Below are 20848 nucleotides of genomic sequence, written 5' to 3' on the forward strand. Positions count from 1 at the left end.
ATTATTCATTTTACATTAAACTTCAGGCGAACTTCTCCAACTGCTTTACCAGCACGTTAAAATCCTTTGGATAGGGGGCCACAAAGGTTTGCTCTTCGCCATCCAGTAGTGTAAATGTCAGGGAATGAGCGTGTAAGGCAACACGGTGAATGAGCGGCAGCTCCTCCGTACCTTCCTTTAAATTAAATTTACGCTTCACTTCCGATAGATAGACTGGCTTTCCGCCATAGGTTGCATCGTTGACGATCGGCGCTTTCAGGCACATCAAATGCACGCGAATCTGGTGCATACGGCCCGTAACGGGCATGCACTCTACCAGCGTCGTTGTTCGATACGCCTGTAAGGTATTGAAAATCGTTTCGGCAACTTTCCCCTTTTCGCGATCAATCCGCACAGCCGTGCCGTCCTTAATCGGAGAAATAGGCAGATAAACGGATATACCCTCGAAATTATGCACCCCGTTCGTTACGGCATGATACCGCTTTGTGACTTCGCGGTGCTCGAACTGCATGGCCAAGTGCCGGTAAGCTTCCGGATTTTTAGCAATTGCCAGAATACCCGAGGTTTCTTTATCTAACCGATGGCCAAGCTGTGCATCCGGATAGTACGCCTTGGCCATCCGTACAATACTTTGACCACCCCGGTCGGGCGTCCGCTCATCAAGCGACGCCACATGGGGCGGCTTGTTGATGAGTATATAATCCTCATTCTCAAAAACAATGAGGTCTTCAAAATTCAGTTTCACAATTCGAAGTCTGTAGTTTGAAGTTATTTGTTAGCGTAAGAGGTAACTTCGAACTACAGACTTCAAACCTCAAACTATAAACTAAACACAAAAAGCCTCCTCCTAACCGGAAGAGGCTTGATGGACTATCTTGCGAAAGACTATACGGACAGCGTGCCGCGTTCGTAAGCCTTCTGAAGTGTAGCTTCCAGACCGTTTTTGTTGATGGTCTTAATGGCCGATGTAGCCACTCGTAACGTAATCCATTCCCCGGTCGATTCAACGAAGAACCGCTTCTTTTGCAGGTTCGGGAAGAATTTACGTTTGGTTTTATTATTAGCGTGAGAAACGTTGTTCCCCGTGCGTGTGCGCTTTCCTGTGATTTGACAAACTCTGGCCATTACCGTACTCGTTTTCCGTATGAGGGCGCAAAATTCGCTAATTAATTCATAATCTGCAAGTCCTTATTACTTTTTTTTGAATCCATAGGGGCAGTGGCGGCATCCGTTCTGGCAACAATAGCCCCGTTTGAGGTGATACGTTGCCGTAAAAACGACATAACCTTCGGGCGTGTAGTAATAGTCATCATCCGCCAAATGGGGAATTTTTTTCTTCGGCGGTTGAGATCGCATCATGTTTGGGCGTCTGTTGAAGAAGCCGTATTTTTGAATATAAACGGTCAGGTTGACCAATTGGTTGCAGATTTTAACCGCTTCTCACTATGATAATCGAACCTACAGAACCAGTCTCCTCTGCCGATAAGGCTATGGAACTGGAATGGCATTACGGTGCTCATAATTATCATCCCATTCCGGCGGTATTAACCCGGGGCGAGGGCGTCTTCGTCTGGGATGTAGATGATAAACGGTATTTTGATTTCCTGTCGGCCTACAGTGCCGTCAGTCAGGGACATTGCCATCCACGCATTATCAATGCCATGATCCAGCAGGCACAGCGGTTAACCCTGACATCGCGAGCTTTTTATAACGACAAAACAGGTCTTTGCGAAAAATACCTTTGTGAATACTTCGGCTTCGACAAAGCCCTGATCATGAACTCCGGAGCAGAAGGTGGCGAAACCGCCTTGAAACTGACCCGTAAGTGGGCCTATAAAGTTAAAGGGATTCCGCATAATCAGGCAAAAGTAGTCTTTGCAGCCGGAAACTTCTGGGGACGAACATTGGCGGCTATTTCATCATCAACAGATCCCAGTAGTACCAACGATTTCGGCCCCCTATTGCCGGGTTACATTGTTATTCCATATGACGACCTGACTGCGCTGGAGGATACGTTTAAAAGCGATCCGACTATTGCAGGTTTTATGGTAGAGCCGATTCAGGGCGAAGCGGGCGTTGTTGTGCCCCACGAAGGCTACCTACGGGGTGTACGCGACTTATGCACGCAGTACAACGTCTTGTTCATTGCCGATGAAGTCCAGACAGGCATTGGCCGTACGGGCAAGCGCATTGCCTGCGATCATGAAGGTGTTAAGCCAGATTTGCTTGTGTTGGGTAAAGCACTCTCGGGCGGAACAATGCCGGTATCGGCGGTACTAACGTCCGACGAAGTAATGCTAACCATTAAACCCGGCGAACATGGCTCGACGTATGGAGGCAACCCGTTGGCCTGCGTCGTTACTATGGAAGCTCTTCAGGTAGTTGAGGATGAGAAGTTGACGGAGAATGCAGCGGCTATAGGTGAAATTTTCCGCGCCCGGATGTCGGCCCTGAGTCAGAAAACCGAACTTGTGAAATCAGTACGTGGAAAAGGCTTGCTGAATGCCATTGTGATTACAGAACGGCCTGATCTCGGTGAAGAAACCGCCTGGGAAATCTGCCTGAAACTGAAAGACAATGGTCTGCTCACTAAACCAACCCACGGCGACAAAATCCGCTTTGCGCCCCCGCTCGTTATCAATGAAGAGCAAATGCATGAAGCCTGCGATATAATCGAGAAAACTATTCTTGAGTTTTAACTGTGTTGTCGTACCGACTGGGAGGGTCGGTACGACAACACGGTTTGAACCGCTTCTATGCTACTTGTACTCACCCAATTTAGATTCTATTTTGGCAAAGCACAAGTAGCGCTTAGGTAAGGCAGCTAATTTATTTAGGCTAGCGCTAACAAGCCCACAAGAAGCAGGCCTAGCAGAGGGGCCAGATAGTGGATCTGCTCACGAAGATGAGAAAGGGCTTTGTGAAGCGTATTACGAACAGACTTTTCAGTAATGCCCATGATAGCCGCAATTTCGCGCGTCTTAAAATTCTCATAAAAACGAAGCGTAACCACTTCCAACTGTCGTTGGGGGAGATCTTGAAGTAGCTGGGTTAACCGTTGGGCTAACTGTTCTTCCTGCTCCTGCTCTACCAGCAGTTGCTCTGCCGAGTGAAACGTAGTATCAGCAAAGGCCCATGAAGAAACGGTATCGGCTCGTTTCTCTTTTTCGCTCATTCGGTAGAGCTGTCGGCGGAGGGAGCGAAACAAATAGAACTTCACGGAATCGGCCGTTGACAGGTTTTGCCGCAGACGCCATAACTCAATGAATAGATCCTGAATGGCATCTTCAACCGAACCTACTTCAGGGAGTAATTTAAAGCCATAGCTGTAGAGCGGGCTATAATAGCGTTGATACAATTCGGCAAAAGCCAGCTTATCGCCCTGTTTGAGGGCATTCCAGATGAAATCGTCAGATTGCCGTTCAATAGTCATCTATCGTCTGTAGACTGGAAGTAAGATGTAAGCCGATAAACCACCCAAGAAGATTGAAATTTTCACAAATTCAACCTCTATAGTTATATTCTTGATGGATTAAACAAAAGTAATAAGTTTAGCCGATAGCATCAATATACCACTCAGTCGGTAATTTTCACTTCCTTAACCCGGCTTGGTAACCATACCTGCATAGGACTTTTGCCCCGGTTTGCCCACGCATAATAGGGAATGGCGGTGATGGTTCGTGGGCTTGTTTGCACTGCCAGCCCGTCGGGAGACGCTTCAACAACGGATAGATTGGCCTGAATAGCGATGACGGGTTCGTCAAGAATCTGGTGAGGTTTCGTAGCAAATGTGGCTTTAGCCGGTACAAGGATATTCCACGCCCGACCACCATTATCTGCGCCTTCAACGCAATACACTAGCGGGCCGCGCTGGAGAGCAACCCGATTCTGATTAGCTTTCACATCAGCTCGGGACGTAACCTGCCGAACGTCCATTGGCAGGGCCACCTCAACAACATCGCCTTTTTGCCAGGTACGATCGATCACCAGATAGCCCTTTTCCTGGCGATAGGCAACTGGCTTCCCATTTAGCAGGACATTTATGGCTGTTTTGACACTATCGGTAAATTGGTAAAGTTTGCCAGGCGCAGGTACGTTTTCTGCCCAACCTGGTAGCCTGACGTGTAAGGCATACGCGACTTTTTTTGCTGGATTAACGGTAATTTTTACGGCCCCTTGCCAGGGATAATTCGTATCCAGTTGAAGCGGTATACTGGTTTTTCCAATTGTGACTGTTGTATTGCTGGCCACAAACAGATTTACCCAGATTCCCTGCTCCGAACGGCCATAAATATAATCGCCCAAGGAAGCAACCAGCCGGGCAATATTTGATGGGCAGCAGGCGGTTCCAAACCATTCACTCCGGCCATAATTACCGCTTGACGATAGGGGGTTGCCATAAAAAAAGCGATCTCCGCTCAGGCTTAGGCCGTCTAAGGCCCCATTGTATAAACTCCGCTCCAGTACGTCAATGTATTTGCTTTCGCCCGTGAGCAGGTTCATGCGCTGATTCCAGAATACCATACCTACCGATGCACAGGTTTCGCAGTAAGCCGACTCATTGGGTAAGTCATAGTCTTCCGTAAATCCTTCGTTACGGCCCGAAGAACCGATACCGCCAGTCAAATACATATTTCGGTAAACAACGTCTTCCCAGACCGTTGTCATGGCAGTCAGGTAACCGGGATCGTTGGTAGCTGCGGCTACGTCGGCCGCACCCGTGTACTGGTACATAGCACGCACAGCGTGACCAGTAATTTCTTTCTGCTGCTTTACGGGAACATCATCCTGACAATACTTGGGGTTTTTCCACTGATCCCAAATAACACCCTTACCAAACCCATGACCACGCTGGTCCAGATACCAATCGGCCAGTTTCAGATAGCGATCCTGATGGGTTACGTGGTATAAGCGCATTAGGGCCAGTTCAATTTCCTGGTGCCCACTCACCCAAGGCCGGTTTTTAAGCCGAAATGTCGAATCAATATGATTAGCAAAGCGGATGGCCACATCGAGCAGTTTCCGTTTACCGGTTGTATTGTAGTACGCAACAGCCGCTTCAATCAAGTGACCAGCGCAATAATCCTCGTGCTTTTCCATATCGGTCCAGCGTTTGTCTAAGCCCGTCAGCGTATAGTATGTGTTGAGATAACCATCAGGCAATTGGGCTGCGGCAATCTTGTCAATCCATTCATCGGCTTTCTGTTGAACGGCTGCATCGGGGTGATTTTTAAGCGAGTACGCCATGGCTTCAATGGCCTTGTATACGTCGCTATCGTCATAGTAAATGCCCTCGTGCTGAATGTCGCCCAGCTTTTCGTTCTGTTTACGGGCCACTTTTTCGAAGTTGCGGATACGACCCGTTTTTTCTTCCGTCTGCACAATACAGGCGCGTAGGGTTGCCGTAGCCACTTTGTCTAGCTTAGGCTTCCAGAATTGATCCGTAATATTCACCTGAGCAAACCCAACCGGCTCAAATCGTTGAACAAGCAGTTGAGCGTGCGTGGCTATTGCGGCCGAAATCAGTAAGGCAAGGGAAAGGGTTAACTCCCGTTTGATACATATCATAGTTGTAAAAGCAGTCAGGTACATTCTAAAGCAAGTGCCGACCTGGTTTTACGCAGGTGACCAGTTCCATGACCTACCTACCCACCTGACTTTAGGTCAAAAGGCGCTTCTATGGCTTTATTTCTATAAATTCGAATGCAGAAATAGCCGTGCCATGAAAATTCTGATTATTGAGGATGAAGTCAAAACGGTTCAGAGCATTAAGCAAGGGCTCGAGGAGCACCAATGGGAGGTCGATGTAGCCTATGACGGAACGATGGGGTTTCAGTTGGCCGTCCGGTCAGCGTACGCCCTTATTATATCCGACATTATCCTACCCGGCATGAATGGCCTTGAGCTTTGCCGGAAGCTACGGGAAGCCAATATATCTACCCCTATTTTGATGTTAACAGCCCTAGGCACTACAGACGATAAAATTGTAGGGCTCGATGCAGGCGCGGATGATTACCTGATCAAACCCTTTGAGTTTCGGGAGCTTATGGCGCGAGTCAGGGCACTGACCCGCCGGAGTAACGGGTTGATTCCAACCGCCAACCTGCTAAAAATTGCGGATTTAGAACTCGATCCGGATGCCAAAAAGGTGATGCGGGCGGGCAAAGAAATTTCGCTGACAGCCAAAGAATTTCAACTGCTGGAGTACTTCCTGCGGCATCAGGGACGGGTAATTTCTAAGGTTGAATTGGCGGAGAAACTCTGGGACCTGACGTTCGATACCGGCACGAATATCATTGAAGTGTATATCAATTTCCTGCGCAAAAAGATAGACAAAGACTTCGATCCTAAATTGCTCCATACACAGATTGGTATGGGGTATGTTGTAAAGTTATTGTCGTAATGATAAACATCCGCACTCGGCTCACTTACCAATTTGTCTTTCTGGTAACGCTTATTCTCCTGTTTTTCTCGCTTGGTGTTTATTTTTTCAGTCAGCTTTATCTGGAAAAACGGTTTTTCAAGCGCCTTCAGGATCGCGCTATTACCACCACAACCCTCCTGTTTGATTTAAAGCAAACCGATAGCACCGTTTTGCGGCTCATCGATGCATCGGGGAAAGAGCCGTTGCTCAATGAGAATATTTCGGTTTACAATGAAAAGACCAAAGAAGTCCTGTTTTCCACCAACCCGGCCAATACCAGTTTCCACGAGCAATTCATCCCGCAACTCGATTCGACTTCGCAGACGCTGTATCTACACAAAAATGAGTATCAGATCGTAGCCATTCACCTAACCAATGGAAAAGACAGTAATTGGGTGATTGTGAGCGGCATTGATCAGACTGGCCGAGAAGCACTGGATGACCTGAAGAAGATATTGATGATCATGATTCTGGCCGCTATTCTTTTGCTTGGCATTTCGGGCTGGCTTTTTGCCGACCGGGCTCTGGCTCCCATGTCGGGCATTATCAGACAGGTCAAGACCTTTTTCCCCGCGAACGTGGAGAAGCGGGTAGAGCACCCGAATCGATCTGATGAAATTGGGCTTTTGGTGGCTACCTTCAATCAGTTACTCGACCGAATTGAGCAGGCGTTGAACACCCAGAAAATGTTTATTGCCAATGTATCGCACGAGTTAAAAAATCCGCTCACTAAGATCAATTCGCAGATTGATGTGGCGCTCATTCAGAAACGCAATCCGGAGGTATATGAACGAACGCTGCAATCACTTCAGGAGGATACCCGCAACCTGACCCAACTTACCAATACACTGCTGGAACTGGCGAATACATCCATTCAGAGCAATACCATGCTATTTGAGCCAGTTCGGATGGATGAACTACTCTGGGAAACAAAAACGCAGTTGCAGCAGTGGCACGATGATTACGTAATCCAGCTTACGTTTACTGATTTTCCGGACGACGAAGAGGCTCTGATCACCCACGGCAACAGGCCCTCACTTAAGGTATTGCTGATGAATCTTATGGATAACGCCTGTAAGTTTTCCCCGACAAAAACAGCTACCGCCGATTTTCGATCCACAGGGGGTAACATAACAATAACCGTTTTCAATGAGGGTGCTCAGATTCCAACAGCCGATTTACCATTTATTTTTCAGCCTTTCTTTCGGAGCAATGCCACTGCACTGTCGAGCAAAGGACATGGCGTTGGGTTAGCCATTGTGTCGCAGATTATCCAGCTCCACAAAGGCGACATTGCGGTACGCTCTACACCCCAGGGTACTACATTTGTGCTGACGCTGTCTAGTAATTGACCTATTTTAATGCTAATCTTATAGAGGTCTCACGTTCTCGCTTGGCTTCGCCGAGTGATGGCTATTTTTTTAACGGCCTCTGGCCGGAGGATAGAAAATCAAAAACGGGCCAGAGGCCCTTGAAGGAATAGTCCTCACTCGGCGAAGCCAAGCGAGAACGTGTGTCAAAAACCCAATCAATGCCTGTATATCATTCATACGGAACCCCTGAAAGGTGCCCCTATTTTAAGGTAAATTTAAGGTTAGATTAAGTCCTGATTAAGTTCGGTTTCGTTGCTTTGCAGATGACCAACTCAACCAGGAGCATGGAATCAGAAGCCACAAGTAATCAGCAGGGAGCCCTGAACATGACAATCGGAGCTTTAGCCGGTATACTGGCCCTGCTAGCCTACCTGTTTATTGGCTCCCGCAATGAAACCTTAGAAGTCCAAAAGCTACTGACGTCTAAAGTAGAGCAATTTGCCTCTACGCAGGTTAAGCTCGATTCAATTTCAACGGTACTGGATGCGAAGATTAGCGAAGTCCGTCGGCTTGGGGGCAACCTTACCGAGCTGGAGCGCATTAAGCGGCAGCTTGAGAATGACAAGAAGAAGTTAAAATACGACCTTACTTTCTCGATTCAGAAGTACAGTTTGAAAATCCGGGATTACACTAATTTCCTGAAACTCCACGAGAGCGATATCCATAAGCTAAAAGTCGAAAATGGGTCATTATTAAGCCGAACCCGTGCTCTTGAGGAGGAAAAGGAGAGCATCCTCAGCGAAAACGAAGGGTTAAAGAACGAAAAGGCAGCATTAGCCAAAACGGTGATTGACTACTCCGTCCAGAATGCCAACCTGCAGAATCAAGTGACGCTGGCTTCGGCCATGAAGGCGATCAATGTGGAGGTAACTGCGCTGGCGGACAATGGAAAAGAACGCCGGGGAGGCACCTACAAGGCCTCGCGTATTGATCGGCTGAAAATAACGTTCATCATGCCGTCGAATCCTGTAGCGGAAACAACTAATAAAGATATCTACCTACGCATACTGGATAGCAACGGAGCCGTTGTCAGCGAAAACGGGATTGGTGGCGTCATGTTGTTCAATGGGCATGAGCTTGGCTATAGTGCCCGGCAAACAGTACCCTTTGAGAATAACGACCAGCGGGTTGATCTCTTTTTTCGCCGGGATATTTCTTATAAACCAGGTACTTATACCGTCGAGTTATACGCAGAAGGCTTCCGAATCGGTGATAGCCGTTTCGATGTAAAGTAACCCACAAGCCTTTCCGGCTCGTATTATTTACCTCACTACTCAAGTTATGGAAACTCTATACAAATTTTCAGGCTCTCTATCGCCGGCCTTGCAGCGTTTAGGAGAAATGCTGCGCGACGGAGGCCGATGGCTGCTTGATAAATACCGCCAGTTCCCAATTGCTTACACAACCCTCAGCTATCTGTTTTTCACGATGGCGTTTAGCTACTACCCGGTAGATGGCCATTGGCTGACAGGTTTTGTGATGATGACTTTACCACTGGCCATTCCCTGCGGTTTAGCAGCCTGTATTTACCTGTTCTATAAGCAACAGAAGGGGATTGCGTCTGCCGGGCTGATCTGGGTTTTATTTTCGTTTGTGGTTGTAAAACGACTATTGGGCGTAAGTCCCGGCGATATGGATATCTGTCAGATGGAGAGCCTTAAAGTGCTGAGTTTCAATAGTGAAACGTTTCCCCTTAGCGCAGCTAACGGCTTCGATGCCTCCCCTCTACAAGCCGACATTGCCTGTTTTCAGGAATATTCGCCCAATGCACAGATCGAAGACCAATACACCACCAAATTTGAAAAGCTGACCTGTTTCGATAAGGGCCGGGAAATAGGGCTGGCTTTATTTTCCAAATACCCGATTGTGAATCAGTACGGTCGTATCTGGAACCGAACCTTGGGGCCAGATATTAATGGTTTTCTCTGTGCCGACATCGCGTACGGAGCCGATACGATTCGGGTGGTAAACGTACATTTATGGTCGATGGGCGTGCGAACGAATGAAGCCGTAAGCGCCTTGAAGGCAGGTAAATTAGGTACATTTTGTGCAGCCCTATCGGATACTTTTCACAAGCTGAAAGAAGGATTTGAACATCGGAATGAACAACTAAAGGAGGTAGAATCGTACGTAGTGGGCAGCCGCTATCCGGTCATTATTTGCGGAGATTTTAATGAAACACCCATTAGTTATTCGTATGGAAAACTTAGTCAAAACTTCCGAAATGCGTTTGAGGAAGCGGGACAGGGCCTTGGCTTTACCCTTAACCGGCACCCCTATTGTGTACGAATCGATCAGCAGTTTGTGAGTAGTGACTGGCATATTAAAACCTGCCAAACCCTTTCGGGCATTTCCTTCTCCGACCACTTCCCCGTAGTAGCACAGTACGTGCTCAAAAAGTCGTTAAGTAACCCACCCGATATACTGACACAGCGTAGGCAGCTCGGTCATGCCATGGCCAGCAACTGAGCGTATTTGCGCTGAAACGCCAGAAATCATCAGTAAATGGTTCGTTAGCGCCCCTTTTCGAGGGGTATTAATGAATTATATACGATGAAGAATTTAGTCCTGCTCATAGTCCTCATTGGTTTAACCAGCTCAGTTACCCACAAAGACCTTACCTGGACGGCCATTGGGGACTCGATCACCTATTTAAATGAGCATCTGGACGAAACCGGCAACCGAATTACCAAAGGATACATGACCCGAGTCGTTGAGCGACTGCCTTATATCCATTATACCAACCAGGGGCATAATGGGTGGACCTCAGGCGGCATTGCAAATTCAATTGACAAATTAGGACTAACCAAAGCCGATATCTACTCCGTCTTTCTGGGTACCAATGACTGGTGGGCAGGCCGTCCGTTAGGTCGTCTGGAGGATTATCAACGCAACACGGGTAACGGTACGGTGTACGGTTCGTTCCGCATTATTGTCAACAAGCTTCGTAGCCTAAACCCTCAGGCCCCGATCATTTTAATCACCCCGATGCAGCGGGTGGATTTTGTCTATCTGGCAAATTTCAAAAACAATGCATATGGATCATACAAAGCCAAAAATGGCCAATACCTCGAAGCGTTTGCCAATGCCATTGACTCAATAGGCCGCTTCGAGCATTTGCCTGTTGTTGATCTCTACCATATGAGTGGCCTGCAAGCGAAGAAGTTAGTGAAGTACAAGCGGCTGAAAGATCCCCAAAGTGGTACATACACCAATTATGCCTATCCTAAATTCATTGACATACCGTTTAACCCCGAAACGGATGAGTACCCCTACCCTACCGGAGCCATTGATAAGACCTATGATGGCTTACACCCCTCCGATAAAGGGTATGCGCTGATTAGCAATCGGCTGATAAAGGTTATCAAACAATATTGAGGCTCCTAGCTTAAATCTACTAAATTCTAGTTTAGCAACTCACTATCGATCTACACCCGTCTTCGGAAGGCCCGCCTGGTTTTCGGGCATGGCCATTGGCTGGGTATACGCGTGTTTGATCGCCGGGAAGTCCTGCCGAATCGAGTTGTGGATGCGCACAATGGCTTTATTGATTGCATCCGTTGTTAAATCAGGCTGAAAGACCACGCCTTGTGCAAGCGTAATCTCTTCCGGACCCAGGTAGATAGTGGCTATCTGGATTGCTTTCAGAACTGCCGGATCGGCTTCGGTTAGGGCTACCAGTTGATTCGACGTAGCTGCGTCGACGCCTTCGCCCAGCAACAGGCTCTTACTTTCTCGGGCCAATACTACAGCCACTGCCACCAGCAATAGACCAATAAAGATTGACGCCAGGCCATCCAGGTATGGGTTTTTAAAGATATGTCCCAGAAATACACCCAGAAAAGCAATGATCAGCCCTAATACGTCGGAGGCATCTTCAAATAAAACAGTGAAGGTAGCTGAGTCTTTACTGTCTTTTATGGCCGCCCAGAACGGCTGACTTCCGCGCTGGATCGTAAAGGCTCGCCAGGCAGTAATCAGGGAATAGCCATCTAAAACAAACGCAATGCCCAACACAATGTAATTCCAGAAGGGGTCTTCAATCAGTTCTGGATGCTGCATATGGGTTACGCCTTCATAGAACGAAACACCCCCACCCACCGCAAAAATCAGGAGTGCTACTACGTACGACCAAAAATACTGTTCCCGGCCGTAGCCAAAGGGGCGTTTCTGATCGGGTGGTCGCTGACTTCGGCTAATCCCCAACAATAACAGCACTTCGTTTAAGGTATCAACCAGCGAGTGAATACCCTCCGAAAGCATGGCCGAACTGCCTGTTATACTAGCTGCTACGAACTTAGTGGCGGCAATACCCAAATTAGCAGCTAGTGCCGTGTATAATGGTGTTTTAGAGGAAGCCATAGTAGTGAAACTGAACCTGGTTCCAGATGTTCGAACCCCAAACTACTTCTTTTTATGGACAATGGCACTCGCGATGTCGGTTACTATTACTCGTGATGTCGGTTCCTTATAACCGACATTTTTAGGTTTCTCAAAACCTACTGTTCGCACTGATAGGGTTTGAGAAACCTCATTTGTCAGGTTCAAGAACCTGACAACACAAATATATAAACACGAAACGCTACAAACCGGCGCTGGTGAACGTATACACGCCCGATCCAATTTTTAGTACTACGTAACCCGGTTCACTACCAGACGCTGTCAAGCCTGCCGCTGCTAGCGATTTTCCACTTTCCAGAACAGTTTCGGCACTTTGGGCAGGTACATAAATGGTAGCTATTGTATTGGCGGGTACTTCCACGGTTAGCGTTAGATGACCCGATTCTTTTTTCCAACTTGAGCGAACGGTGCCATAATACGTTTGCAGACTCGCATTAGCGGAGGTCAGTTTGCCACCCGGTTGGGGTTTGATGATGCTATGTTTATAACCCGGCCCGGTTTCATCGGTGTCAATGCCCGTAATGGTCCGGTACATCCAGTCGCCGACAGCACCATATGCATAGTGGTTAAAGGAAGTCATGGATGGGCTTTGGAATGTACTGTCGGGCTTCATAGAGTCCCAACGTTCCCATATTGTCGTCGCTCCCATTTTGACTGGATATAACCACGACGGATATGTTTCCTGCAAGAGCAGGTCATAGGCGACATCGGTACGCCCGAAACGGGTTAGCACATGGCATAGAAAAGGCGTTCCCAGGAAGCCCGTCGTAAGGTGATTCTTGTATTTTTTTATATTCCCGACCAGCCGATCAACGGCCTGTGGCCGCAAACTTTCGGGCATCATATCGAACTGTAATGCCAGCACGTAGGCCGTTTGTGTATCCGAAATCAACCGTCCGCTTGGGGTCATGTATGCATTCTGAAAGGCTGCTTTGATCCGACCCAGAAGCTCCGTGTAATGGGCAGCGTCTTCGGTTTTTCCCAATAGCGTTGCCGCTTTTCGCATTAGATCGGTACTGTACGCATAGAAGCACTGCGCCACTAAATGATTGTCGGTAAAGGCCGACTTGGCTTCGGAGGCCGGGCTGCCTTCGGTTGTTACGTAGGATAGCCAGTCGCCAAATTGAAAACCTTCGCTCCAGAGCGCGTTCCTGGCTACGCTTTCCATGTGGCTTTCATAGGCTTTCATGCTGGCATACTGTTGCTCCACAATTCGTTTATCGCCGTAGGCCAGGTACATATTCCAGGGAATGATGATACTCGCATCCGACCAACCGGCTGCCCCTGCGGGGTCTTCTTTAAGAGGACGTTTATTAAGCACATCTGGAATGATAAACGGAACAGCTCCGTTCGGGAACTGATCGGCAGCAACATCTTTGAGCCACTTCGCGAAGAAACTATTAACGCCAAAGTTGAAAGCCGCCGTTCTGGAAAACACTTCGGCATCCCCGGTCCACCCAAGCCGTTCATCGCGTTGCGGACAGTCAGTCGGCACATCCAGAAAATTACCCCGCTGGCCCCATTGAATATTGCTCTGTAGCTGATTGACCAGGGCGTTCGATGTGGTGAACTCACCCGTTTTCGGCATATCAGAGTACAACGTTATCGCGGTAAAATCAGCCGGATTGATCGGCCCCGTTAGCCCATTAATCTGTACGTAGCGAAAGCCGAAAAAGGTAAAATGGGGTTCGAGCGTTTCGGTTCCTCCTTTAAGCAAATAAGTGGCCTGTGCCTTCGCCGTACGCAGGTTTTCGAAGTAGGGATTACCGAATTTATCGAGCATCTCGACATGTGAAAGCACGATTTTATCACCAGCCTTTCCGGTTACCTTGAACTTTACCCAACCAACCAGATTCTGCCCGAAATCCAGCACGGTTTCGCCCTTTGGGGTAGTTAGCACTTTAATTGGCTGGCGGGTCTCATGCTGCCGAATGGGCTCATTGTAATTCGCAACCAGGTTTGTGTACCCAAACGGTTTCGTCGTTACTCCCGACCAATCGGAGTCAGAATAACCGGGGGTGGCCCAGCCTGTTTTCTCGAGCCGGGAATCATAGAGTTCACCATCGTAGATTTCGGCAAAACGAACAGGGCCGGTCGATGATTTCCAACGCTCATCGGTACTAACCGTTTCCGAACTTCCGTCGGTATACGTAATGGCCAATTCCCCTAATAGTGCCAAATTTTTGCCGTATATATTCTTTTGGTGCTCCCAAACCAACCGTCCGCGATACCAGCCACTGGCCAACGAAACCCCAATCGCATTCTGACCTGGGATCAGTAAGCTGGTTACGTCGTAAATCTGGTATTGAAGATGGTTGTTATAACTTGTCCAGCCGGGTGTCAGGTAGGCATCACCGACGCGTTTACCGTTTATCTGGGCTTCATAAAGGCCATGCGCCGTGATAGACAAGGTAGCCGAACGCACTTTTTTAGAAGCGGCAAACACTTTACGTAGTAATGTGCTGGGCCGGTTCACGGTATCTTCAACGAAACCCGGCTCTATCCACTTCGCTTTCCAGTTGGTGGCAGCCAACATACCCGTTTGCCAATAGGCCACAGGACTCCAGGCAGAGGGCTTCTCCGCTGTGTTATCCCAAATACGAACCTGCCAGAAATAGCGCTGTCTGGGTTTTAAAGCTTGGCCTGCATAAGCAATATGTACCGACTGATCCGATGCCACTCGGCCGGATTGCCAGATCGCCCCTTTGGTTACGGAGGCTGCATCGGCACTTACCCGAACTTCATAAGCTGTTTGGCGGACATTCTGTTTGGTGGAATGAAGCTGCCAGCTAAATCGAGGCACGGCTACATCCAGCCCAATGGGATTGGTGCGATTTTCAGTCAACAGATTTTGAACATTCGACTGAGCAGATGTCCAGGTGCTTAAGCAGATAAGCAGTATGGAAAAAGGAAGTAACTGTTTCATATAAACGGCAGGCACCCTGATAGGCAGCTACATGATTTTTCAAAGGTAAAAAATGCTTATTCAACTACTTGCTCATACTTTCTTATCGTTCAGTTGGCCAATTTCCTCACAACCCAACGTGCTTAGGTGCTCAACAAAAAGCCATACAACCAGTTTAGCAAACTAGTGAACTTGTTTCGAATAGTCTTGAGGCCTTCGTACATACAATCCGTTACTTTACCAACCCTCAGACCAAACTATTCTTAACTTTTCGAGTATATACTTAGGAATCCCACGTCAAGTCTAACTAAAATAATGAGGCAAAGACGTTTATGAATATCATTTGTAGATAAAGCCGATGATTTTAGAATCAGACCCCTCTATACTTAGATGAGTTTAACGAGATCAAACAAACACAATAGCCCCTTAAAGCCCCTGCCTAAAACGCCAACTGGTATTGTAGGGCTGGATGAAATAACACATGGAGGTCTACCCGCAGGCCGTCCAACCCTCATTTGCGGCAGTGCTGGCAGTGGTAAAACCCTGTTCTCTATTGAATTTATTGTTCGAGGAGCAATGGATCATGATGAACCGGGTGTCTTTATGGCTTTTGAGGAAAAAACGGAAGAACTAGCCCAGAATGTGGCGTCATTGGGATTTGATCTTGACCAGCTTCAAAAAGATAAGCTGGTCAAACTTGATCACGTCCATATTGAACGAAGCGAAATCGAAGAAACGGGCGAATATGACCTGGACGGGCTTTTTATCCGCCTAGGCTATGCTATTGATAGTATAGGTGCCAAACGAGTTGTGCTGGATACAATTGAAAATCTGTTTGCTGGCCTAACGAATCAGGGCATTCTACGCGCCGAACTAAGACGCTTGTTCGAATGGCTGAAAGAAAAGAAGGTAACCACTATTATTACGGGCGAAAAAGGAGATGGAACCCTAACCCGTCATGGGCTTGAGGAGTATGTGTCTGACTGCGTTATTTTACTTGACCATCGGGTTACCAACCAAATTTCTACCCGACTTCTGCGTATTGTCAAGTATCGAGGATCAACGCATGGTACGAATGAATATCCCTTTTTGATTAATGAAAAGGGGATTTCTGTATTACCTGTTACGTCCTTAACGCTGGATCATCCTGTTTCGTCCGAGCGAATTTCGTCGGGTATCTATACCCTGGATAAAATGCTGGATGGCAAAGGCTTTTTTCGCGGAAGCAGCATTCTGGTCTCCGGCACGGCAGGTACGGGCAAAACCAGCATTGCGGCCTCGTTTGCCGATGCCTCCTGTCGGCGCAATGAACGATGTATCTATTTTGCCTTCGAAGAATCTCCGCAGCAGATCATTCGGAATATGCGCTCTATTGGTCTCGACCTGCAGCATCATATTGATAAAGGGTTATTGAAATTCCAGGCTTCCAGGCCCACACTTAATGGACTGGAGATGCATCTGGTATCTATTCACAGCCAGATTCAGGAATTTAAGCCATCCACAGTCATTCTGGACCCAATTACTAATCTGATTACGGTTGGTTCAGTTAGTGATGTAAAGTCGATGTTGATGCGGCTGATTGATTTTCTACAAGCCGAGCAAATTACAGTTCTATTCACGGCGCTCTCCTTAAACAATGTTGTTAACGAGCAAACTGACGAAGGCGTATCATCGCTGGTGGATGCCTGGTTATTGGTTCGGGATATTGAGTCTAACGGTGAACGTAACCGAGGGATGTATATCATGAAGTCCAGGGGCATGAAGCATTCCAATCAGGTTCGGGAATTTATCATCACTGATAAAGGAATGGAAATGGTAGATGTTTATTTAGGGCCAGAAGGCGTATTAACCGGTTCGGCCCGGGAAGCCCAGCAACTACAGGAAGAAACAGGTATTGTTCTGCGTGAACATGCCCTTAGCCGGAAAGACCGTGAAATTGAGCGTAAGCGGTTAGTTCTCGAATCAAAAATAACCAGCCTGAAAGAAGAATTCGAATCGGTACAGGACGAGTTAAATAAGACCTATATCGAGGATGAATTACGTAAAGAGGTACTGGATAAGAATCGGGAGCAAATGACTCGTAGCCGCCATAAGGAGTAACTCTAGCGTTCCACCAACTCACTATACATGAAAACAAAAGAAGAAATCTGGGAGTTGCGACTCTACATTGCCGGAAATACCCCTAAATCTCAAACGGCTCTGAGCAATTTAAAGAAGTACTGCGAGGAGCACTTAAAGGGTAAATACATTATTGAGGTGATTGATTTATTGGTGAAGCCCCAATTGGCCGAAGGCGACCAGATTTTTGCCGTGCCAACCTTAGTGAAAAAAGTACCCGAGCCCATTCGAAAGATTATTGGTGACCTATCGAATGAGGAAAAAGTCTTAGTAGGATTGAACATTCGTCCGGCAATTAAGTAGATGATTGAGCCATCAAGAACCGGGGATACCGATCCAGATTCGGAAGATTGTCTCTATGTATTGCATTTATTTGTAACTGGAGCGTCCTTGCATTCAACCCGGGCCATTACGAACATTAAGCACATCTGTGAGTCATATCTCCCGGGTAAGTACTCGCTGGAAATAATTGATGTGTATCAGCAAAAGGAGCGGGCAGAACAGGAACAACTAATTGCTCTGCCTCTATTAATAAAACGTTTGCCCCTGCCTGAACGAAGGTTAGTTGGTGATCTGTCCGATACAGAAAAGGTACTCAACGGATTAGGAATTTCCAGGAAATAAGAATGAGTGGGTCTAAAACATATGAGCAACTGGTAGCAGAGAATGAAAGTCTACGCTGGCAACTCGAAGAAGCAAATGAAACGATACAGGCGATTCGAACCGGCCAGATCGATGCATTGGTTGTGGAAGGCGAAGATGGTCATGAACTTTATACCCTAAAAACTGCGGATCAGACCTACCGTATTTTTATTGAAACAATGAATGAAGGGGCCGTAACCCTCAACAGAGATGGCCTTATTTTATATAGCAATTCAACCTTTGCCTTAATGGTAGATTTGCCTTTATCGAAAGTTATTGGCTTATCATTTGATCAATTTATCGCTCCTGATTCCAGGGAGGAGTTTGACGCTTTGTTTAAAGGTGTCTGGAAAGGTAATCGGAAGATTGAATTTACGCTTAGCAGTACTCAAAAAGTAGTACCCTGCCAGCTCTCCGCCACTGCCCTGGAACTAGATGGTGGCGTTTGCCTGAGTATGATTCTTACTGATTTGACACTACAAAAGGAAACTCAGCAGTTATTAAAAGTAAACAACGAGCAGCTCGCCAGAGCAAATACAGCACTTCAGGTTAGTAATCAGGCGTTAAACCGGTCCAATAGCAATCTTCAGCAGTTCGCCTACATTGCCAGTCATGACCTACAGGAGCCTTTACGAAAGATTCAGTCCTTTGGCGATCTGCTAAAAAGCCAGTTTGCCGCCCAGTTAGGTGACGGAGTCAACCATCTGGAGCGTATGCAGGTTGCGGCCGGCCGAATGTCAACCCTAATTAAAGACCTACTGAGTTTTTCGCGCATTTCTACCCAACAGAACACAACAGCTCTTGTTTCATTGACGGGGGTAGTCAATATGGTCTTAACGGATCTGGAACTACGCATCCAGGAAACAGGTGCTGTGGTAAAAGTTGACCCATTGCCTACTATACAAGGCGATAAATCGCAGTTGGAACAGTTATTTCAGAATTTACTGAGTAATGCACTGAAGTTTCGCCGGGCCGATGTTATCCCTCAAATTCAAGTCAGCTCTCAAACGATAGCTGCTTCAGAAATTCCCGATTCAATCAAGCCAACACACCAGGCTGATACCTACTACCAAATCAACGTTTCAGACAATGGAATTGGCTTTGATCAGAAGTATGTCGATCGCATATTTCAGGTTTTCCAGCGGTTGCATAGCAAAAGTGAATTTGCAGGCACAGGTATTGGCTTAGCCATTTGCGAAAAGGTAGCCGCCAATCATGGCGGGGCAATTACGGCTCATAGTGAACCTAGCCAAGGCACTACGTTCCAGGTTTATTTCCCCACAGAAGGTAACATATAGTAAATCGGTTCACACAAATAATTAGCTAGTAACATTACCGTGTTACTAGCTAATTTAATCATTCCAACTTGTTTTTGGGCTGAGTTTGTTCGTCTACTATCACCTTAAAGTATATTCATTACTCGAACCCCAATTTATTCCAGCAGTGGAACGAATACATAACTATCTAAAATAGTGCACATTACAATAGGATAGAGCCAACTGACCAGTTGCATTGAATACCAAAATTAAAAATACTTATATATAAACACCGCTTAATAAATTCATAGCACCAATATTAACCAAAAGAAAATATTAATGTCTATTAACCATATAGATACATTTAATTTGTAAACTAAAACTAACCCATAATTAACAATTTCTCATGCAGGTTGCGTTAACCGACGAAGAGATGATTCGGCAGTACTTACCTACTCAGCCCGATCACTGCTTCGAAGCCCTTTATAACCGGTATGTCAAGAAAGTTTACCGGCGATGCCTGTCAATGACCAATGATTCGTTACAGGCCGAAGATTTTACCCACGATATTTTTTTGAAAGTATTCCATAAACTGGATGCTTTTCAACAACGGTCAAGCTTTTCGACCTGGCTTTATTCAATCGCATATAACTACTGCGCCGACCAGATCAAGCTTGCCAAACGATTGCCAACCACCACCCTGGAAGGAGGTCTGGATTGGCACGGAGCTGACCCAATGGAAGCCCAATTGCACGAAGAAACGCTCCAGATTGTCAGACAGGCGATGGAAACCCTTTCTGTTGATGAGCGTAAGCTGCTCCGTTTAAAGTACGAAGACAATATGAGCATCGAAGAAATTGCTCAGTTGTATGATCTCAAGCTTAGTGCGGTTAAAATGAGACTTAAGCGGAGCCGGGAGAAGGTGCAGCGTTTGTGTGCGCAACAGTGCCATAGCTAATGGATTTTGCCTACAGAAATGATAAGTAGTGATTTTGATTCATAGTAAAGCCCAATCATGTTGATGATTGGGCTTTACTATAAGCGGGCAGTCTGATGGATTAAGCCCTACCGGCTAAAAAATCAAAAAGCCGCTTCCGTAAAAGCGGCTTTGAACTCATCTATAGGCTACAGGACCCTCAAGTCCCGGAAGGAATGCAGCGGTAATGATTAAAATAAGTTTTTGATGTCGATCCTACGATGCAGATGCTCTTCATCTTTGAAGGGCAGCATGACCAGAACCCTACCGTGTTCGTGAACGGCCTCAATATGATCGGCGTCAATAAAAGACGGAATGTCCAGAACCCGTAAGAACATCGGTACAGCCAATCGTTGGCTCGTGCCCTCTTCCTGACGCTCAGATGTACTGACCAGCAATGTATAGAGAACGAGTTTACTGCCCTCAACCAACACATTGAATGAGTTGGCCTTTACGCCCGGAGCAGATAGGGTTATAATTAAGCGTTCATCTTCCCGCTCAACGTTCATGGTGGTCTGACTCGACCCACCATATAGGGTATTCAGCAAGTCGATCTGTCCGCCGGTTCCCTTAAACACGTTTTCTATCGCTTTCATAGTGGATGTTGTTTACTGCTTTATTCAATTCTTTTAAGTATTAGACAAACCTCGTGCCTAATGGATTAATCCTACTTATATCGGCCAGGATGGCAGCCCAAAAGCACTCTTTTTCGTTGAATTATGCCGTTTTGACACTGGAGCCGTCTATTCTGCC

19 protein-coding genes are annotated in these 20848 nt (G+C 46.9%); 11 read left to right on the plus strand and 8 right to left on the minus strand.

The features are described from left to right. Positions 1-22 precede the first annotated feature (22 nt). From EXU85_RS33210 to EXU85_RS35580, 3 genes are all read right to left on the minus strand, one after another. Complete coding sequence (locus tag EXU85_RS33210) at positions 23-745, minus strand: RluA family pseudouridine synthase (protein ID WP_142776190.1); 723 nt, start codon at positions 743-745, stop codon at positions 23-25. 140 nt (positions 746-885) lie between these two features. Further along, positions 886-1125, minus strand: coding sequence for a 50S ribosomal protein L28 (rpmB, locus tag EXU85_RS33215; protein WP_142776191.1), 240 nt, complete (start codon positions 1123-1125; stop codon positions 886-888). Between the two features lie 66 nt (positions 1126-1191). After that, positions 1192-1359, minus strand: coding sequence for a DUF5522 domain-containing protein (locus tag EXU85_RS35580; protein ID WP_246859353.1), 168 nt, complete (start codon positions 1357-1359; stop codon positions 1192-1194). A gap of 86 nt (positions 1360-1445) precedes the next feature. Here EXU85_RS35580 and rocD point away from each other — a divergent pair, with 86 nt between their 5' ends. Next, positions 1446-2699: an ornithine--oxo-acid transaminase gene (rocD, locus tag EXU85_RS33220; RefSeq protein WP_142776192.1), complete on the plus strand. Its 1254-nt coding sequence runs from the start codon at positions 1446-1448 to the stop codon at positions 2697-2699. Between the two features lie 134 nt (positions 2700-2833). On the opposite strand, the gene EXU85_RS33225 is transcribed toward rocD, so the two are convergent. Continuing rightward, positions 2834-3433: an RNA polymerase sigma factor gene (locus EXU85_RS33225; protein ID WP_142776193.1), complete on the minus strand. Its 600-nt coding sequence runs from the start codon at positions 3431-3433 to the stop codon at positions 2834-2836. Positions 3434-3576: 143 nt separating this feature from the next. Beyond that, positions 3577-5568, minus strand: coding sequence for a glycoside hydrolase family 127 protein (locus EXU85_RS33230; RefSeq protein ID WP_142776194.1), 1992 nt, complete (start codon positions 5566-5568; stop codon positions 3577-3579). Positions 5569-5722: 154 nt separating this feature from the next. On the opposite strand from EXU85_RS33230, the gene EXU85_RS33235 reads away from it, so the two are divergent. The 5 genes from EXU85_RS33235 (at position 5723) to EXU85_RS33255 (ending at position 11175) form a co-directional block, all read left to right on the plus strand. Next, a complete protein-coding gene (locus EXU85_RS33235) occupies positions 5723-6403 on the plus strand; it encodes a response regulator transcription factor (protein WP_142776195.1) in 681 nt (226 codons plus the stop codon). Next, complete coding sequence (locus EXU85_RS33240; protein ID WP_142776196.1) at positions 6403-7776, plus strand: cell wall metabolism sensor histidine kinase WalK; 1374 nt, start codon at positions 6403-6405, stop codon at positions 7774-7776. The genes EXU85_RS33235 and EXU85_RS33240 overlap by 1 nt, the downstream gene beginning before the upstream one ends. Positions 7777-8081: 305 nt before the next feature. Continuing rightward, a complete protein-coding gene (locus EXU85_RS33245; RefSeq protein ID WP_142776197.1) occupies positions 8082-9032 on the plus strand; it encodes a hypothetical protein in 951 nt (316 codons plus the stop codon). A gap of 46 nt (positions 9033-9078) precedes the next feature. Next, positions 9079-10266: an endonuclease/exonuclease/phosphatase family protein gene (locus EXU85_RS33250; protein ID WP_142776198.1), complete on the plus strand. Its 1188-nt coding sequence runs from the start codon at positions 9079-9081 to the stop codon at positions 10264-10266. 84 nt (positions 10267-10350) lie between these two features. Then, on the plus strand, positions 10351-11175 hold the full coding sequence (locus EXU85_RS33255) for an SGNH/GDSL hydrolase family protein (RefSeq protein ID WP_142776199.1): 825 nt from the start codon (positions 10351-10353) through the stop codon (positions 11173-11175). Between the two features lie 42 nt (positions 11176-11217). Here the strand turns inward: EXU85_RS33255 and EXU85_RS33260 are convergent, their stop codons facing one another. Next, positions 11218-12159, minus strand: a complete 942-nt coding sequence (locus tag EXU85_RS33260) for a cation diffusion facilitator family transporter (protein ID WP_142776200.1) — start codon at positions 12157-12159, stop codon at positions 11218-11220. Between the two features lie 220 nt (positions 12160-12379). After that, positions 12380-15124, minus strand: coding sequence for a glycoside hydrolase family 78 protein (locus EXU85_RS33265; protein WP_142776201.1), 2745 nt, complete (start codon positions 15122-15124; stop codon positions 12380-12382). A gap of 369 nt (positions 15125-15493) precedes the next feature. Here EXU85_RS33265 and kaiC point away from each other — a divergent pair, with 369 nt between their 5' ends. The 5 genes from kaiC (at position 15494) to EXU85_RS33290 (ending at position 20077) form a co-directional block, all read left to right on the plus strand. Then, positions 15494-17203 (plus strand): circadian clock protein KaiC, encoded by a 1710-nt coding sequence (kaiC, locus tag EXU85_RS33270; RefSeq protein ID WP_142776202.1) that lies wholly within the window; start codon positions 15494-15496, stop codon positions 17201-17203. Between the two features lie 27 nt (positions 17204-17230). Beyond that, on the plus strand, positions 17231-17524 hold the full coding sequence (locus tag EXU85_RS33275) for a circadian clock KaiB family protein (protein ID WP_142776203.1): 294 nt from the start codon (positions 17231-17233) through the stop codon (positions 17522-17524). Continuing rightward, on the plus strand, positions 17525-17845 hold the full coding sequence (locus tag EXU85_RS33280) for a circadian clock KaiB family protein (RefSeq protein WP_142776204.1): 321 nt from the start codon (positions 17525-17527) through the stop codon (positions 17843-17845). A gap of 2 nt (positions 17846-17847) precedes the next feature. Beyond that, positions 17848-19161 (plus strand): ATP-binding protein, encoded by a 1314-nt coding sequence (locus tag EXU85_RS33285; RefSeq protein WP_142776205.1) that lies wholly within the window; start codon positions 17848-17850, stop codon positions 19159-19161. A gap of 364 nt (positions 19162-19525) precedes the next feature. Continuing rightward, on the plus strand, positions 19526-20077 hold the full coding sequence (locus tag EXU85_RS33290; RefSeq protein ID WP_142776206.1) for an RNA polymerase sigma factor: 552 nt from the start codon (positions 19526-19528) through the stop codon (positions 20075-20077). A 209-nt stretch (positions 20078-20286) separates the two neighbouring features. Here the strand turns inward: EXU85_RS33290 and EXU85_RS33295 are convergent, their stop codons facing one another. Beyond that, on the minus strand, positions 20287-20691 hold the full coding sequence (locus EXU85_RS33295; RefSeq protein ID WP_142776207.1) for an Hsp20/alpha crystallin family protein: 405 nt from the start codon (positions 20689-20691) through the stop codon (positions 20287-20289). Between the last annotated feature and the right edge of the window lie 157 nt (positions 20692-20848).

The organism is Spirosoma sp. KCTC 42546, from assembly GCF_006965485.1.
Classification (GTDB): domain Bacteria; phylum Bacteroidota; class Bacteroidia; order Cytophagales; family Spirosomataceae; genus Spirosoma.

Coding starts and splice junctions, on each gene's coding strand:
- rpmB (WP_142776191.1), bottom strand. CDS start 1,125: ATGGCCAGAGTTTGTCAAATCACAGGAAAGCGCACACGCACGGGGAAC.
- EXU85_RS35580 (WP_246859353.1), bottom strand. CDS start 1,359: ATGATGCGATCTCAACCGCCGAAGAAAAAAATTCCCCATTTGGCGGAT.
- rocD (WP_142776192.1), top strand. CDS start 1,446: ATGATAATCGAACCTACAGAACCAGTCTCCTCTGCCGATAAGGCTATG.
- EXU85_RS33225 (WP_142776193.1), bottom strand. CDS start 3,433: ATGACTATTGAACGGCAATCTGACGATTTCATCTGGAATGCCCTCAAA.
- EXU85_RS33230 (WP_142776194.1), bottom strand. CDS start 5,568: ATGATATGTATCAAACGGGAGTTAACCCTTTCCCTTGCCTTACTGATT.
- EXU85_RS33235 (WP_142776195.1), top strand. CDS start 5,723: ATGAAAATTCTGATTATTGAGGATGAAGTCAAAACGGTTCAGAGCATT.
- EXU85_RS33240 (WP_142776196.1), top strand. CDS start 6,403: ATGATAAACATCCGCACTCGGCTCACTTACCAATTTGTCTTTCTGGTA.
- EXU85_RS33245 (WP_142776197.1), top strand. CDS start 8,082: ATGGAATCAGAAGCCACAAGTAATCAGCAGGGAGCCCTGAACATGACA.
- EXU85_RS33250 (WP_142776198.1), top strand. CDS start 9,079: ATGGAAACTCTATACAAATTTTCAGGCTCTCTATCGCCGGCCTTGCAG.
- EXU85_RS33255 (WP_142776199.1), top strand. CDS start 10,351: ATGAAGAATTTAGTCCTGCTCATAGTCCTCATTGGTTTAACCAGCTCA.
- EXU85_RS33260 (WP_142776200.1), bottom strand. CDS start 12,159: ATGGCTTCCTCTAAAACACCATTATACACGGCACTAGCTGCTAATTTG.
- EXU85_RS33265 (WP_142776201.1), bottom strand. CDS start 15,124: ATGAAACAGTTACTTCCTTTTTCCATACTGCTTATCTGCTTAAGCACC.
- kaiC (WP_142776202.1), top strand. CDS start 15,494: ATGAGTTTAACGAGATCAAACAAACACAATAGCCCCTTAAAGCCCCTG.
- EXU85_RS33275 (WP_142776203.1), top strand. CDS start 17,231: ATGAAAACAAAAGAAGAAATCTGGGAGTTGCGACTCTACATTGCCGGA.
- EXU85_RS33280 (WP_142776204.1), top strand. CDS start 17,525: ATGATTGAGCCATCAAGAACCGGGGATACCGATCCAGATTCGGAAGAT.
- EXU85_RS33285 (WP_142776205.1), top strand. CDS start 17,848: ATGAGTGGGTCTAAAACATATGAGCAACTGGTAGCAGAGAATGAAAGT.
- EXU85_RS33290 (WP_142776206.1), top strand. CDS start 19,526: ATGCAGGTTGCGTTAACCGACGAAGAGATGATTCGGCAGTACTTACCT.
- EXU85_RS33295 (WP_142776207.1), bottom strand. CDS start 20,691: ATGAAAGCGATAGAAAACGTGTTTAAGGGAACCGGCGGACAGATCGAC.